Below are 13880 nucleotides of genomic sequence, written 5' to 3'. Positions count from 1 at the left end.
AACCGACAATAATTGTAGCTGGAACTACATAATTTGTAGTATCGTCACTGTTTCTAAGCCAGGGACTAGTCGTCAACTCCCCTGTCAAATGGGTCCCGGATCATTTTTTATGTTTTATTTTAAAATAGTTGAAATTATCTGGCAACCAGATTGATTAGTTGGCACAAACTGTGAGATAGTTCAGTTTCACCTACTTAACCACGCTCGACACTGAAATGAGGTTTTATGACAGCTGATCAAAAAAGGAAAAAGCTTCTCGACAACCAGAAGGGTTTCACCCTCATAGAAATCATAGCCGTGCTTGTTATATTGGGTATTTTGGCCGCTGTTGCCATTCCGCGCTATTTTGACCTTCAATCCGAGGCGCAAACCAAGGCCCTGGACGCCGCCATCGGTGAAGGCGTCGGCAGGGTGAACCAGCATTTCGGCAAACAGATTCTCGCCGGATCAACCACAGCTGAGATAACCTACAACGACGCCACAATCGGTACCGACCTTGGAGATTTCACGTTGCAGACAGTGGATGACGGCACCAATATCACGTTGACCGTAACAGGAAAAACCGGAACACTGGCAGGCAAAACACAAAGCAAAATTATTCCCCGCCCAGGCACACCTTGATTGGTGTTCCCATCAACTTGCACGCGATTGCATATTCTCGCCGTATTTTGCGGATGCCGGGCGCAATCGCCAGCGCTGTTTCAAGATAAGCCAACGCGGTTTCAGGGTCTTGGGCCACACGAACGTAATAAAGGCCTATGTTATAGTACACCACGCCTTTTTGGATCAGGTTGAAGTAGCGATCCTGATTCTTTGCGCTGGTATACGCTTCCAGAGCCTTTTCAAACAGCCCCTGATCCCATAGGCAGCTTCCGTAATTGTTGTACGGAATACTCAAACCCGGTGACTTGGCGATGTTATCCGCCCACATCAGGCGGTCATTGCTGAAAATGGCATTGTAGCCATAGGTGGTGTGACCGACTACAGAAAAAATCAGCCCCGTTCCAACGGCCAGAACCCGTTGCAGGCGTTGGGCATATGCAAAATATGCCAGCCCCCGGACTGCAAGAATCGCTGGAACGACAAAAAACAGCATGGACGGAATATAGTTGCGGTGTTCGTAAATCAGTTCGAGATTGAGAAATGAACCTTCGATGGCGTGGTTGATCATGAAATAAATGACGCAATACGCCGCCAAAGGCTGCCTGCGTGCACCCCAGAACAGGGCGCCGATAAAGATGCCCATCAAACCGAGCATGGCCGGCAAGGTTGTCCAGGGAGTCAGCAGTGACTGGGAAAAATCAATGTCATGAAGGAGGGTCAAGCGGGATTGGGTCGGATAAATGAGCAGCGACAGATACTTCCAGATCACCCGCGGCTGGGTCAGCATCCTTTCGAGGGGTGTGTAGGGTCTGATTTTTGCGTAGTTGTCTAAAAACGTAGCGGGATTGATATAGATCCACCCCACCAGGGCTAAAATCGCCAAGGCCAACAATCCGAACACCAGTGTTTTCCCGAAACTTGAACGATCAACACCCTGAACCAGAATCCATTCATAGAAAAAAATGGAAAGCGGTATCATGGCACTGTTTTGTTTGGTGGCCAAGGCCAGCAGCGCGCTCACAGCCGCTGCTGCCAGCCATGGCCATTTGCCAGGGCCCGATTCAGCAGTTCGGCCCTTTGCATAACCATACAGCGCAATGATGTAAAACAACCCGGCCATGGACGCCATGCGTTGTACGATATAGGTGACAGACGTGACATGGATAGGATGAATGGCCCAGACAAAAGCGGCCAGCAAGGCCACCGGATGGGCCAGGCGCCTGAATTTCATCAGGCGCGGTAGATTCAAGGTGCGTTCGATAAATAGATAGAGGAAAACAGCGGTTGACAGATGGATGGCGAAATTGACGATATGGTATCCGACCACCCGGTATTGGCCGAAATAGTAGTTGATCGCAAAACTGAAATAAGCCAGCGGTCGATTCAGGCTCCCGCCGTTACCCGGATTGCCAAGACAGAGAGCCTTTTTAAGGGATGCGACGCCGAGCGACGCGATTTGCACATTCGGGTTATCCAAGATGTTAACGTAGTCATCATAATGCCACATTCCGGAAAAACCCGGCCAATAAACAGTTGAAAGGGCAGCCAGAAACAACAGCCCCACCACAATCATCCGAACCCATGTCGATTTCAGATTAAGCCCGTACCCCTGTTTGCCTGTTCGCATCGATGCGGTACCATTGAAATGATCGACCCGGGATTGGCGCAAACACAGTGCTTGACAGCCATGTCCGGACGGTTCGATGAATCGATAGCAACTTCAAAGCGTTGGAGCAACATCGGTAAAGTGAGCCGATATTCTGATTGCCTGTATTTAAGGTTTTTATTAAGACCTTAGATCTGATATTTATCAACCATGGCCAACAGTGCAGAAAAAAACCGGATCAGCGGCTTCACCCCTCTTGAAGTCCTGGTGGCGCTGGTGATCATCGGAATGATCAGTGTCATGATTATCGGCCGCAGCGATATCGGCCGGACCGACCTTCTGGCCCAGACCGAAGTCATCAAATCCCATATCCGTTACACCCAGGCCCGGTCCATGAATTCTGATCGTATCTGGGGAATACGCAGCGATGCCGCCGGGCAGTCCTACTGGCTTTTTGTCGACGGCGACCCCGATATTAAACACACGCTTCCCGGCGAAGAATCCGATAGCGTGGATCTCATGCGCTATAAGCTGACCCTGACAACCACAACCCTTTCTTTTGATAATCGAGGCCGCCCCTGTGACGATAAAGATGGAACCCAACTGCTGGAAAACGATTTGTTCCTGACACTCTCGACAGGCGCAGGCGCAATGACAACCATCCGCGTTACCCCCAATACAGGCTTTGTTCCATGAGACGGAAACCATCGGGCCAATCCGGGTTCACCCTGATCGAGATCATCGTCACGATCGCCATTGCCGCCATGTTATCGGTCATGCTGGTGCAGTTCATGGGAACCAGTATATCCAGAAGCGCTGAACCGATTTTATCCATCCAGGAAGGCATGGCCCTGCAGGGTATCTTCGAAAACATGCATGCCGACTACAAACTGTTGCTGCTCACCGACAACACCCCCCTGGACACATTTAAAGCCAGGGTTGAGGGTGGTTATTACGGCGTCTACACCTTAAACGACTGCCAATATATCCTATTCGACGAAACCGATCATACTGAAGCCGCCTGCGACACAAATTGCATGCTATTGAAAGTGACCATTTCGACGGGCAAGCATTCATTGACCTCGCTGTTTGCCCGCTAACAGGTTGAGGAATCACGTGAAACCGGCAGTGTATGCAATTCTAAAACGGCACCGGCTGAGATGCAATGCCGGCTTTACGCTGATTGAAATCATCATTTCGCTGGTGGTTGCAGGCGTACTCGCATCCATCGCCGGCATGGGAATTGTGTCTGCCATGGGCGGTTATGCCCTTGTCAGGGAAAATATCAGCCTATCCCAGAAAATTCAACTCGCGACAACACGAATACATCGGGAATTGCTGGAGTTGACGGATATCATCGACCGGGACGATACGCGGCCATACATCGTTTACGACTCCCCCACCGGTCAACGTCAGGCCATCGCGAAAGTCGCTGATACAATCAAATTGTACACCGATCCGCCGGAGATGTCGGAAACCTATCTGACCGATAACGGTGACATCCTGACCGACAGGGTTGCGTCATTTACCCTTAATTTTTTTCAAGGCCCCAACGACTGGGACGGAAATGACATCCGCGAGCTTTCCGCCATTCAATTTTCATTGAATCTGTTCCACGAAGCGGTCGCCGGCGGGACCGTGAATGTGGCCACATGGGTTCACCTGAGAAACAATGACAATTATGGCGGCAGCGTTGCCTCTCTTCCCGCTGCCCCGCCCAGCGGTGGTCAATACACCTGCTTCATTGCGACCCTCTTGCCTGGCCCGGGTGGTGTCGGCTTTACCGCCACCCGACCGTCAATAGGCTGGGTGCTTTTCATGCTGCCGTTTGGCTGGGTGTTGCAAGGCGTTTTCATAAAAAAGCGGGTCCATCCAGTCAAAGCCAGCGGGCAGTCAAGCCATCAGGTGCAAGGCAGTGCACTGATTGGAATTATTATCGTCATCCTGGTATTTGCAGCCCTGGGTGCCGCCATCGTGCCGATGATCAGTTCCTCCCAGCTGCATCGCACCGCCACGGGCAGATCCGCTCAGGCCTACTATCTGGCAGAATCCGGTATGCGCTACGCAGCCAGTCGGTATCTAAACGCCACCACCGAAGCTGCCAAATACACGCTATTGAACAATCTTCATGGCGTTACCCATCGCTTGCAGGATAACAGGGGTGTATTCACCGTATCCGTCAGCCCCTATTACTTTCTTGTCGACGTTGACGCCACAAGTACAATGACATTGTATACGCGTTTTTATGGTGATTTAGCCGATGTGGATGCAGTTACAGGTGGTGGCAGCCTGAGTGTCGATGGCATGGTTTTTCCGTTTACCTCAGCCATTCTCACCGGGAATCAGCTCACCTTCAACCTGTCTTCCGCCGTGTCGACCTCCGCGGATACACCGGTTTACCCGGTCGCCCGGGCATCAGCCCCGCAGACGGTTTCAAACGGCGGTGATCTCTCTCTGCTGCCGGGTACCGGTCATATCTTTCCGGAGCACAACGGCGCTTTCGTTTTGAACGGGGAGACCTATACCTATCGGGAGAATAGCCGCGGTATCAATCGCCTCAGGGGCATCAAACGAAGCGATGGTTCCGCCTTTGCAGATATTGAGTTATTGCTGAACACCGATATCCGTCTAAAAAAATTCGTCAAAGCAACCGCCACCGGCGCCGTGGGCAGCGGCGACATGCTGGCTTCCCGCCAAATTGTGTATCACATCCAGATCCCCGAAGAAAAAGAACCCAGCCGCATCACGTTCCATGAGAAATTTGACAACCTGGAAAAGTGGTCCGCGTCTTTGGCCGGCACGCATGAAATCGTCGATTTAAACGGCAACCCCGTACTCAGGGTTACCGGGGTTCTCCAACCCGGCGTCAACGTCCCCAGCGTCAGCTTGATCGCTCTGAATACCGCTGGCGTCCAATTCAACCCCGAACACTTCGACACCCAAGTAAAAATCGGCTATGTCGCCACAGCGTCACCGCCCACCCATGGCTATGATCCCCAGCCCGTTCCCAAATATTTTTCGGCAGGGCTCTGCTTCCGTCTTTTGGGTAACGGCAATACCTATGGGTTGTCATTTCAGCGGGGCAATGTTTCGGTTTCACCGCCCGACAATATTGACAACAACCTGATCCCGGCAAACGACATGCTCGCCGTTGTATTGTGGCAGGCGACCAACAATGGCACCGATAAGCAATGGCTGGCCTACAAACGGCTTTCGGATGTCAGCCTGGATTCCAGCGCCGAGGAAATAAGCGCGGTTGAATGGGTTGACAATCTCGGAAAACAATATTCGGACCCGATCACCGATATTGCGTCCGTTCCTGAATTGCCCTGTGACTACCGGAGGATCAAGCTGAAATTTTCGCGTGCATGCGACCCGGACCAGTCCGATTGCACGATGCTGGAAGTTTCTATCGACGGTGGCGAAAGCTGGATTTTGACCCAGGACGGCGAAGTCGATCTAACTTCCTTTGCCGGTCAGGCAATCCGCGGGATCCAGTTTCGCATCAATACAGGTGCGATCGGCTGGCATATATTCAACCTTGGATTCACTGCCGACGCGTTCAAGGTTGAGAATGCCACCCTTGTGGCCCGTTTCAACGCATCGGCATCAATTACCTTTGACACGGGTGGGCCGGATATGATTGAACCCGGCGATCGAATCATCGGCATCAGCAGCAGCGCCTCGGCAACGGTCTATGGCGCACCGGTGCTTCAAAGCGGCAGCTGGGCAGCCAACAATGCCGCCGGCAGCCTGCTGCTGGACAACGTCAATGGCCTATTTCGACTCGATGAACAGATTACCGTTGCGGGAAAATCCCCATTGGCGACGTTAAGGGCTTTCCGCGCCCAGGATCACTACATCAAGGGCTATTTCGGCACCGAATCGGGATGTGGCACCCCGAACAGCAACCCCCTTGATGGTGATAAACGTCCCAGTCCACTCGATCCGGCAGCGTTGAACTGGCCGCCGGACGAAGGCAGCCAATGGGGCGCCGAAAATGATTATTTTCAATTGATCCAATGGGATGAACTTAACCTTACCAGCGTTGACATCGATCTGGTTAATTCAGCTGATGAACCCAACACCCTCTTGCGAAACTCAGCAGGCGTATTGATGGGAAGCGGGTCCACACTGGGTCTGCACACTTTCGGAAAAGGATCACGCAACATCTATTTCGACGATTTCGGCTATCAATCTTTTGTCGACAAACCCGTGGCGATCAGTCAGCCACTTCAATATTGAGGAGATGACATCGTGGAGCTGCATGAATTTTTGAAAAGAAACCTTGAATCCGGCCGCACCGCGTTGACGGAGGTGGAGTCAAAAACGATTCTGGGGCGGTATGGCGTGCCCGTTGTCGCTGAAATGATCGTCGCTGCAGGCGATGACGCAGTCATCGCCGCCGCTCGTTTCGGTTTCCCCGTGGTGCTCAAAGGGATCGATGAAGGGCTGCTGCACAAGACCGAAGGCGGCCTGGTTCACCTGAACCTGGCCGATGAAAAGTCCGTATCGGTTGCGGCCCAACGAATCCTCAAGGCTGCGCCCGGTGCAAAAATTCTGGTTCAGCCGCAAATTCCCGGCAAACGGGAGTTCGTTGCCGGGCTGTTCCGTGATCCCCATTTTGGTCCGGCCATTCTTTTCGGATTGGGCGGGATCTTGACCGAAGCCTTGTCCGACGTCGTTTTTCGACTGGCACCGCTCACCCGTCAAGATGCAACCGACATGATCGAATCCATCCGATCCCGCTCACTGCTGGGGCCTTTTCGCGGAGAAAAGGCGGTGAATCTTGAAATCCTTGCAGACACCTTGATGGGTCTTTCCGCCATCGCTGCCGAATTTCCCGAAATTGCCGAGATCGACATCAATCCGCTCATTGTCACGGCAACTGGAAACCCCACGGCCGTCGATGCCCTGATTACCCTGACCCAACCTGACCTCCAGGCAAGCCAGGCCCATCCAGTACCACCGCCGGCCATCCACTCACTTTTCTATCCCCGCTCGGTAGCATTCATCGGCGCATCCGCTCAAATGGGTAAATGGGGTCATATGCTGATCTGCAACACGCTCAGCGGCGGGTACCAGGGCCAGGTCTATGCCGTCAATCCCAAGGGGGGCACGATCGCCGGCCAACCCGTCTTTGCATCGGTGGTTGATATTGCGGGGGAAATCGACCTCGCGGTGGTAACCGTACCTGCCGCCAGCATCATGGACCTGATTCCCCAGCTCAAGGCCAAGGGGATAAAAAACGTGGTCCTGATTACATCCGGTTTCGGTGAAACCGGAGCCGACGGTAAAAACCTGGAAAGAGAACTGGCCCGGGAAGCGCGGGCTGCCGGGATTCTTATCCTCGGGCCCAACACCATGGGTATCTGCAATCCGCATATCAATTTCTTCTGCACGGGGACATCGGTCCGTCCCCTGGCCGGTTCAACGGCAGTGGTGGCCCAGTCCGGCAACATGGGAACCCAGTTACTGGCTTTTGCCGAAGAACAGGGCATCGGCATCCGTGCCTTTTCCGGGTCTGGCAACGAAGCCATGATCACCATCGAGGACTATATGGAAGGCTTTGAAGTCGACGACCTTACCCGAACTGTGATGCTTTACATCGAAAGCGTCAAGCAGGGCCGCCGGTTTTTCGAAAGCGCGCGGCGGGTCAGCCAAAAAAAACCCATCGTATTGCTCAAAGGCGGCCAGACCCGGGCAGGCAGTCGGGCAGCATCCAGCCACACCGGTGCCATGGCATCCGACAACCGGCTGTTCAACGCAGTGTGCCAGCAGGCGGGCATTGTCAAGGTGGACCAACCCATGGAACTGCTGGACCTGTCCGCCGCATTCTCCTCGCTGCCCCTGCCCAAAGGCAACCGCATCGCCGTCATGACATTGGGCGGTGGGTGGGGCGTGGTCACCGCCGATCTTTGCAACCAGTTCGGCCTGGATGTACCGGCGCTTTCCCCGGCGTTGATTGGTGTCATCGATAAAATCCTGCCGCCTTATTGGAGCCGTTCCAACCCCATCGACCTGGTGGGGGAAAACGACCCGTCCATTCCTTTGACGGTCATGGAAGCGCTGCTTCAATGGGAAGGCTGCGATGCGGTCATCAATCTGGGCATCCTCGGGCGCAGAATCTTTCTCAGGCGTCTGGCCGATTCGGTGGGAAAGGTGGACGCAACCTATACGCGGGAAATTCTGGATGACGCCGTCAAGGCTTTTTCAGATTTTGAGAGCAGCTACATCGAACAGATTGTCCGCCTGATGGAAAAATATGGCAAACCGGTCTTTGGAGTCAGCCTGCTCACCGATGAAAAGGATGCCACGGTCTATCGGGTGAAAGGCCACCATCTGAAGGGTGTGTTTTACGAGACGCCGGAACGGGCAGTCAAGGCAGCGGCCCGCATGGTCGAGTATCAGCGGTTTCGTGCACGGCACGCCGGTTAAAAAGGATACCCATGGATTCAACCCTGCTGATTGCCGCCGGTGCCAGTTTTATTGCCGGCCTGCTGGGATATATCATCGCCATTTTATGGATCAGGCCCATTGTGCGCTACCACATCACCAAGCGCAGGCTTGACCATGAACTCACTCGATTTTTGGAGCAGATCAATGCACCGACAGGATCGGAAAAACTGGCCGACAAAACACTTGGAATAGCCCGCACGCATGCCATGGACCTGTTTTCCTGCTATGGCGCAAGTATCCCCTACTGGTATCGCCTCCTGCTGGACAGCCGCAATGAGTCGCCGGCCGAAGCGTCGGGTCTGCTCACCAATCTGTCGCGGATACGCGACATTGAATTGGTCAAAAAACGCATCGACCGTGCGCGAAAAGCCGTGCGGTTACGATAACCCGTTTCATTGGAAGAAAAAAAGCCCCATGCAAAAGCGACAACCTGAACAAACCCGGACAGTCCGGTCTGAAAAGGCCGGGTGGTCGAAGCCAACGCCATCGGCGCCATTCTGAGTGGAACCCAATGCATCCGCCAAAATCACCACAACAATCCACAATTATCGTGCCCATCGTCGGCACCACTTTTTTCCGACTGGTGCTCAATACCGCCAGACGATTCGCCTACCCCTTTGCACCGGTGTTGAGCCGTGGGCTGGGCGTCTCACTGTCGGCGATCACGTCGTTGATCGCCGTCAACCAGGTGACCTCTCTTTTGGGCGCCCTTAGCGGCCCCCTGTCCGACCAAATAGGGTACCGAAAAATGATGATTGCCGGCATGGTCATGCTGGGAACCGGCATGCTGGCGGCAGCGTTTTTCCCTTTTTATGCAGTCGTTTTGTTGGCATTGTTCCTGGCAGGGCTGGGCAAAAGCTTGTTCGATCCGGCCGTGCAGGCCTGGGCCAGCAGCCGGGTTCCGTATAACAGGCGGGCCCTGGTGATCGGCCTGATGGAAATTTCCTGGTCTGCATCCACCCTGATCGGTATTCCACTGGTTGCAGTTCTCATTGAGAGGTATGGATGGCGATCCCCGTTTCTGGTTATGGGGGCGTTGGGATGCATCGGCGCCGCGGCCCTTTTTTTTATCATTCCCAAAGATCCGAAGCGCCCGCATCACAACATATCACCATCAGAATACCTTGGCGCTTATTCGCGTCTGTTTTCCAGCAGACCCGCACTGGGTGCACTGGGCTATGTTTTTTTTGTCAGTGCGGCCAACGACAACCTCTTTGTGGTTTACGGTGCATGGCTGGAGAAAAGCTTTGGCCTGGGCATTGTGGCCCTGGGGCTGGGAACCAGCCTGATCGGTGCGGCTGAACTGGCGGGAGAAGGCTTCACGGCAGCAATTTCCGACCGATTCGGGTTGAAGCATGCACTGGTTGCCGGATTGAGTCTCTCCGTGCTGAGCTATTTTGGGCTGCCTTTTCTGGAAACCTCCCTGGCTGCGGCGCTGACCGGTTTGGCGGTGATTTTTTTCATTTACGAATTCACCCTGGTTACCAGTCTCTCCCTTTGCACGGAGATGCTGCCGGGCTTCAGGGCTACCATGATGTCCGGTTTTTTCGCCACAGCAGGTATCGGACGGGTGTTCGGGGCACTGATGGGCGGGGCGGTTTGGCAAACCGGGGGCATCCTGGCCACGGGCTGCATATCAGGAATATTGACATTTTTGGGGCTGCTGTGCCTGATGCGCGGACTGAAAGGATGGGATCAGGCCGGCATCTGACCATGAGAGGGTGGTCGCAGGTATTATTTTTTAAATCCGGCCGCTCGATTGGCGGCCAACTGAAGTCCGGCGATCGTTTTGGCGTCCTGGATTGCACCTTCAGCAATCATTGTGAGTGCCTGGTGCAAGCCTACCCGATGAACAAAGAGCAATTCGTCCTCATCCAGGTTCTGCATCCGCCGGGTAAGACCGGTGGCCAGAAACAGGTGAATGCGTTCATCCGAATAAGCTGGAAGCGGTATTATTTCAGCAAGTTTTTCAAAATGCCGGGCCGCATAACCGGTCTCCTCAGTTAATTCGCGTTCGGCGCAGCAGCGGGCGTCTTCACCCGGATCGAGTGTCCCGGCCGGAATTTCCCAGATAAAACCGCCGACCGCATGACGATACTGTTTGAGCAGTAAAAGCGTGTCGTCATCGATTAAGGGTACAATGGCAGCCGCACCGGGGTGCCGGATGATCTCCATATCCATATTGACGCCGTTTGGCAGGGTGATATTCTCCGCGTAAAAATCGAAGACCCTGCCCTTGCTGATCAGCGTGGACCGGTTGCAGACCGCTGGGTTCATTTTTGATCCAATTTTTTATCCGTGTGGTTTTGTTTGATGTGGTCGACCAGCTCCCTCACCGTCTGACCACCGGGCGACTTGGCATTTGGATTGATGGTCAGCAGCGATTCCCAGGCCATCAGGGCACCCTTTTCATCCTTGAGGTCATGGAAAAGTACGATGCCCTTGTTGAACCGTGAAATCTCATGGCCGGGATCAAGGTTCATGGCCCGGTCAAAGGCATCCACCGCTTTTTCCGGGCTGCCGCTTCTGCGGTACATGACCCCCAGATCCGTCCAGACATTGGCATTTTCAGGTTCAAGGGCCAGCGCTTTCTCATAGGCGGCGATGGCCTCGTCGGGAAGGTTGGCATCAAAGTATTGATGTCCCAGGTCAATCCATGCGGCGCTATCCTGGGGATTTTTTTCGGTGCGGGTCCTGAGCGTGTCGATTGCTTGTTGCCGCTGTTCCTCCATGCCTGCAGAGGGTTCTGTTTGATGGGGATCTACTATCGTTTGGCTCTTATAGACGCCAAACGCCACCCCCGCGATGAATCCGACCACCAGAGAAGCCACGACAAACCAGATGACATTTTCGGTTTTGACGGTTCCGCTTATTTTTTTTTCACCCATATCTGTCCTTTGTGATCGTGCAACCCGCCAATCAACGACGGGTGATGGACCGGCTGCCGGTGCCGAATCGACATGCCTGCGACGGCATGTCCCCATCAAGATTATTCCGGGCGCGACGCCTACCGTGTGCACGCGTCGTTTATTTTTTATAGGTAAGCATGATATTCAGGGATTCAAAGGCGCCTGCCCCGATTTTCTGGTTGGGAATTTTTGCATGTATTCTGGAACCTGAAGGATGGGTGGGCGCTCATGCTGCTCCAATACATGCATTTCGGGTTGAAGTGCGCCTCTGACCAGGTGGTACTGAATCATCTCATCAAAAATTTCCTGTTTGATGTCGACCCGTTGCAGCTTCTGGACCCGGTCCAGGAACGTCTTGATGATCACAAACGCCATGCGCCCCAGCGCCTTGGTATCCTGATTCTTGTGCACACGTCTGTCCAGATCGACCTGGGCCATCACATCCAGGCCCCATTTTTCGTGGATGTCGATGAGCATGCCGGTTTCCACGCCGTAGCCGATGTGAAAGGGGATGGCCTCGAATATGTTTCGAAAGCCCGCGTACTCTCCTGAGAGCGGCTGCAGAAACTGGGTCAGATTTGGCATGAACAGTGAGAACAACGGGCGGGTCACCAGTTCGGTGACCCGCCCCCCGCCGGTGGGGCGCAGCTTGTTCTCTCCCACCGCGATGGGACGGTCGTAAAAGGCCTTGGTAAACCGAATACGATCCGAGAGCAGGAGCGGTCCCAGAAGCCCGTATGCAAAACGATGGTGAATATTTTTTATGTCCGCGTCGATATAGATGATGATGTCTCCCCGCGTTACGAAGAGTGCCTTCCAGAGGTTTTCGCCTTTGCCCTTGAACTTCTCCAGATGGGGCAGGATGTCATCCGCCTTATGAACCGTCACATCATAGGATCGGGCAATCTGACGGGTTTTGTCCGTCGACCCGGAATCGATGACCATGATTTCGTCCAATAGCGGATAACGGAGCATGAGCTCCGATTTCAGGATGACGATCTCTTTGGCAATGGTCTTTTCCTCGTTCAGCGTGGGCAGGCACAGGGAAATGGTAAGCCGTTTACGTTGTTTGGCCGCGACCAACCCATGAAGGTCCTTGAATTCGGAATGATGGAACGTATTCGATTCGATCCAGTTTTTATTCATCACACACCCCACTGTCCATGGCCATAAGCAGCGCCGGAATCTGTGATAGGCCTTTAAAAAGGGGTTCGATCTCGATCAGGGCGCCATCTTGGTGAAAACTGTCCCCGCGGGTCAATCCCAGCGTGATTGCCGGTATCTTTTTCTGCAGGAATATCGACAGGGCCGTTTCACTCGGTTCGCTCACGGCCTCCACCCCCAAACGGTCTATGATCCGCGAGGCGCATTTGACCAGCGGATGATTGTATGGCAGGCGCGTGGCGTTAAGATTGCTGATGCGGTTGAGCATTAGTTTGACGCCGAACGACTTGTTGATGCAATCGACGACATCTCGGATATCGCCATAGAGCGCTTTGACCATGTCATCGGAGTCGCTTCGAATCTCGAATCCGATCTTGGCGTCATAGGCGACCTTGCCATGGTTGAACCCGCCGGTGATTTTTCCGATGACGATCTGCGTTCTCGGCTTCTGGGGCAATCGCAGTCTGAGGATCCGGTTGATCACCTCGTTGATGATCAAAATAGCGTTGGGTTGATGGTGACGGCCATACTGCTTTTCGGAAGCGATGCTGCAGTCGATTTCGCCCCGGATCATGCCGTCAGAGTAATAATTGAGTCTGCCCAGTTCCACGGTTTCCATGCAGATGGCGCCCCGAATCGGTCCCGGCCAATTTTTTAAAAGCCGGCGAATGCCTTTCAGGTTGCCTTGCCCCAGGCATTGGGTGGGAGCGACCAGTACGATGTCCGACGCAAACGTCAGCCCAAGCCGGCGGAATACCTCCGGAAGGGAGGCCAGGATGCCCACGGCAGCCGAATTGTCCGAAACCCCGACGCCGCTGATGATTTTATCGGTTACGGTGTAATTCTCATCGGACTCGATTTCTGAAAACGTGTCCAGATGGGCGACGACAAATATGGACTGCCTTTCCGCGGACGCACCACGAATCACGCCGATGGGATTGCCGAAATCATCGATGATGCATTCATCCACCTGGAATTCGGCCATGCGCTCCACCAGGCACGCCGCACGCCTTTGCTCGTGGAAGGTGGGTGCCGGTACCTGACCGATCAATACAATGTTGCTGATGATGATTTCGCGGATTTGGCGGATAAGATCGACGAACGCCGGCAGCAGATCGAGATACGTTTCCATCTCTTCC

At 53.9% G+C, this 13880-nt stretch carries 12 protein-coding genes; 7 read left to right on the top strand and 5 right to left on the bottom strand.

What is annotated here, in order from left to right; genetic code table 11:
• The first annotated feature begins 225 nt into the window (after positions 1 to 225).
• Positions 226 to 621: a prepilin-type N-terminal cleavage/methylation domain-containing protein gene (locus R6V78_RS14735; RefSeq protein WP_410290133.1), complete on the top strand. Its 396-nt coding sequence runs from the start codon at positions 226 to 228 to the stop codon at positions 619 to 621.
• On the opposite strand, the gene R6V78_RS14730 is transcribed toward R6V78_RS14735, so the two are convergent.
• Positions 596 to 2065 carry a tetratricopeptide repeat protein gene (locus tag R6V78_RS14730; RefSeq protein WP_410290132.1) on the bottom strand — a complete coding sequence of 490 codons (1470 nt, stop codon included), beginning with the start codon at positions 2063 to 2065 and terminating at the stop codon, positions 596 to 598. The two genes, R6V78_RS14735 and R6V78_RS14730, sit on opposite strands and share 26 nt — an antisense overlap.
• A 354-nt stretch (positions 2066 to 2419) precedes the next feature.
• Between R6V78_RS14730 and R6V78_RS14725 the strand changes: the two genes are divergently transcribed.
• The 6 genes from R6V78_RS14725 to R6V78_RS14700 all read left to right on the top strand — a co-directional run bounded on the left by R6V78_RS14725 (position 2420) and on the right by R6V78_RS14700 (position 10379).
• The gene (locus R6V78_RS14725; RefSeq protein ID WP_410290131.1) at positions 2420 to 2905 is read left to right on the top strand and encodes a type II secretion system protein; all 486 of its coding nucleotides are present in this window, start codon (positions 2420 to 2422) and stop codon (positions 2903 to 2905) included.
• On the top strand, positions 2902 to 3309 hold the full coding sequence (locus R6V78_RS14720; protein ID WP_410290130.1) for a type II secretion system protein J: 408 nt from the start codon (positions 2902 to 2904) through the stop codon (positions 3307 to 3309). The genes R6V78_RS14725 and R6V78_RS14720 overlap by 4 nt, the downstream gene beginning before the upstream one ends.
• A 16-nt stretch (positions 3310 to 3325) precedes the next feature.
• Positions 3326 to 6454: a type II secretion system protein J gene (locus R6V78_RS14715; RefSeq protein ID WP_410290129.1), complete on the top strand. Its 3129-nt coding sequence runs from the start codon at positions 3326 to 3328 to the stop codon at positions 6452 to 6454.
• A gap of 12 nt (positions 6455 to 6466) precedes the next feature.
• Positions 6467 to 8647: an acetate--CoA ligase family protein gene (locus R6V78_RS14710; RefSeq protein WP_410290128.1), complete on the top strand. Its 2181-nt coding sequence runs from the start codon at positions 6467 to 6469 to the stop codon at positions 8645 to 8647.
• Positions 8648 to 8658: 11 nt separating this feature from the next.
• On the top strand, positions 8659 to 9054 hold the full coding sequence (locus tag R6V78_RS14705; RefSeq protein ID WP_410290127.1) for a hypothetical protein: 396 nt from the start codon (positions 8659 to 8661) through the stop codon (positions 9052 to 9054).
• Positions 9055 to 9179: 125 nt separating this feature from the next.
• Positions 9180 to 10379 (top strand): MFS transporter, encoded by a 1200-nt coding sequence (locus R6V78_RS14700; RefSeq protein ID WP_410290126.1) that lies wholly within the window; start codon positions 9180 to 9182, stop codon positions 10377 to 10379.
• A 23-nt stretch (positions 10380 to 10402) separates the two neighbouring features.
• Here the strand turns inward: R6V78_RS14700 and R6V78_RS14695 are convergent, their stop codons facing one another.
• The 4 genes from R6V78_RS14695 to R6V78_RS14680 form a co-directional block, all read right to left on the bottom strand.
• Positions 10403 to 10945, bottom strand: coding sequence for an NUDIX domain-containing protein (locus R6V78_RS14695; protein WP_410290125.1), 543 nt, complete (start codon positions 10943 to 10945; stop codon positions 10403 to 10405).
• Positions 10942 to 11556, bottom strand: a complete 615-nt coding sequence (locus R6V78_RS14690) for a tetratricopeptide repeat protein (protein WP_410290124.1) — start codon at positions 11554 to 11556, stop codon at positions 10942 to 10944. Before R6V78_RS14690 ends, R6V78_RS14695 begins: the two co-directional genes overlap by 4 nt.
• A 165-nt stretch (positions 11557 to 11721) precedes the next feature.
• Positions 11722 to 12723, bottom strand: a complete 1002-nt coding sequence (locus R6V78_RS14685) for a glucosyl-3-phosphoglycerate synthase (protein WP_410290123.1) — start codon at positions 12721 to 12723, stop codon at positions 11722 to 11724.
• Positions 12716 to 13873, bottom strand: coding sequence for a hypothetical protein (locus R6V78_RS14680; RefSeq protein ID WP_410290122.1), 1158 nt, complete (start codon positions 13871 to 13873; stop codon positions 12716 to 12718). The genes R6V78_RS14685 and R6V78_RS14680 overlap by 8 nt, the downstream gene beginning before the upstream one ends.
• Positions 13874 to 13880 lie beyond the last annotated feature (7 nt).

The organism is Desulfosarcina sp., from assembly GCF_046496365.1.
GTDB lineage: Bacteria > Desulfobacterota > Desulfobacteria > Desulfobacterales > Desulfosarcinaceae > Desulfosarcina.
The sequence above is the reverse complement of the archived record's forward strand: the minus strand, read 5'-3'. Positions and strand labels throughout refer to the sequence as shown.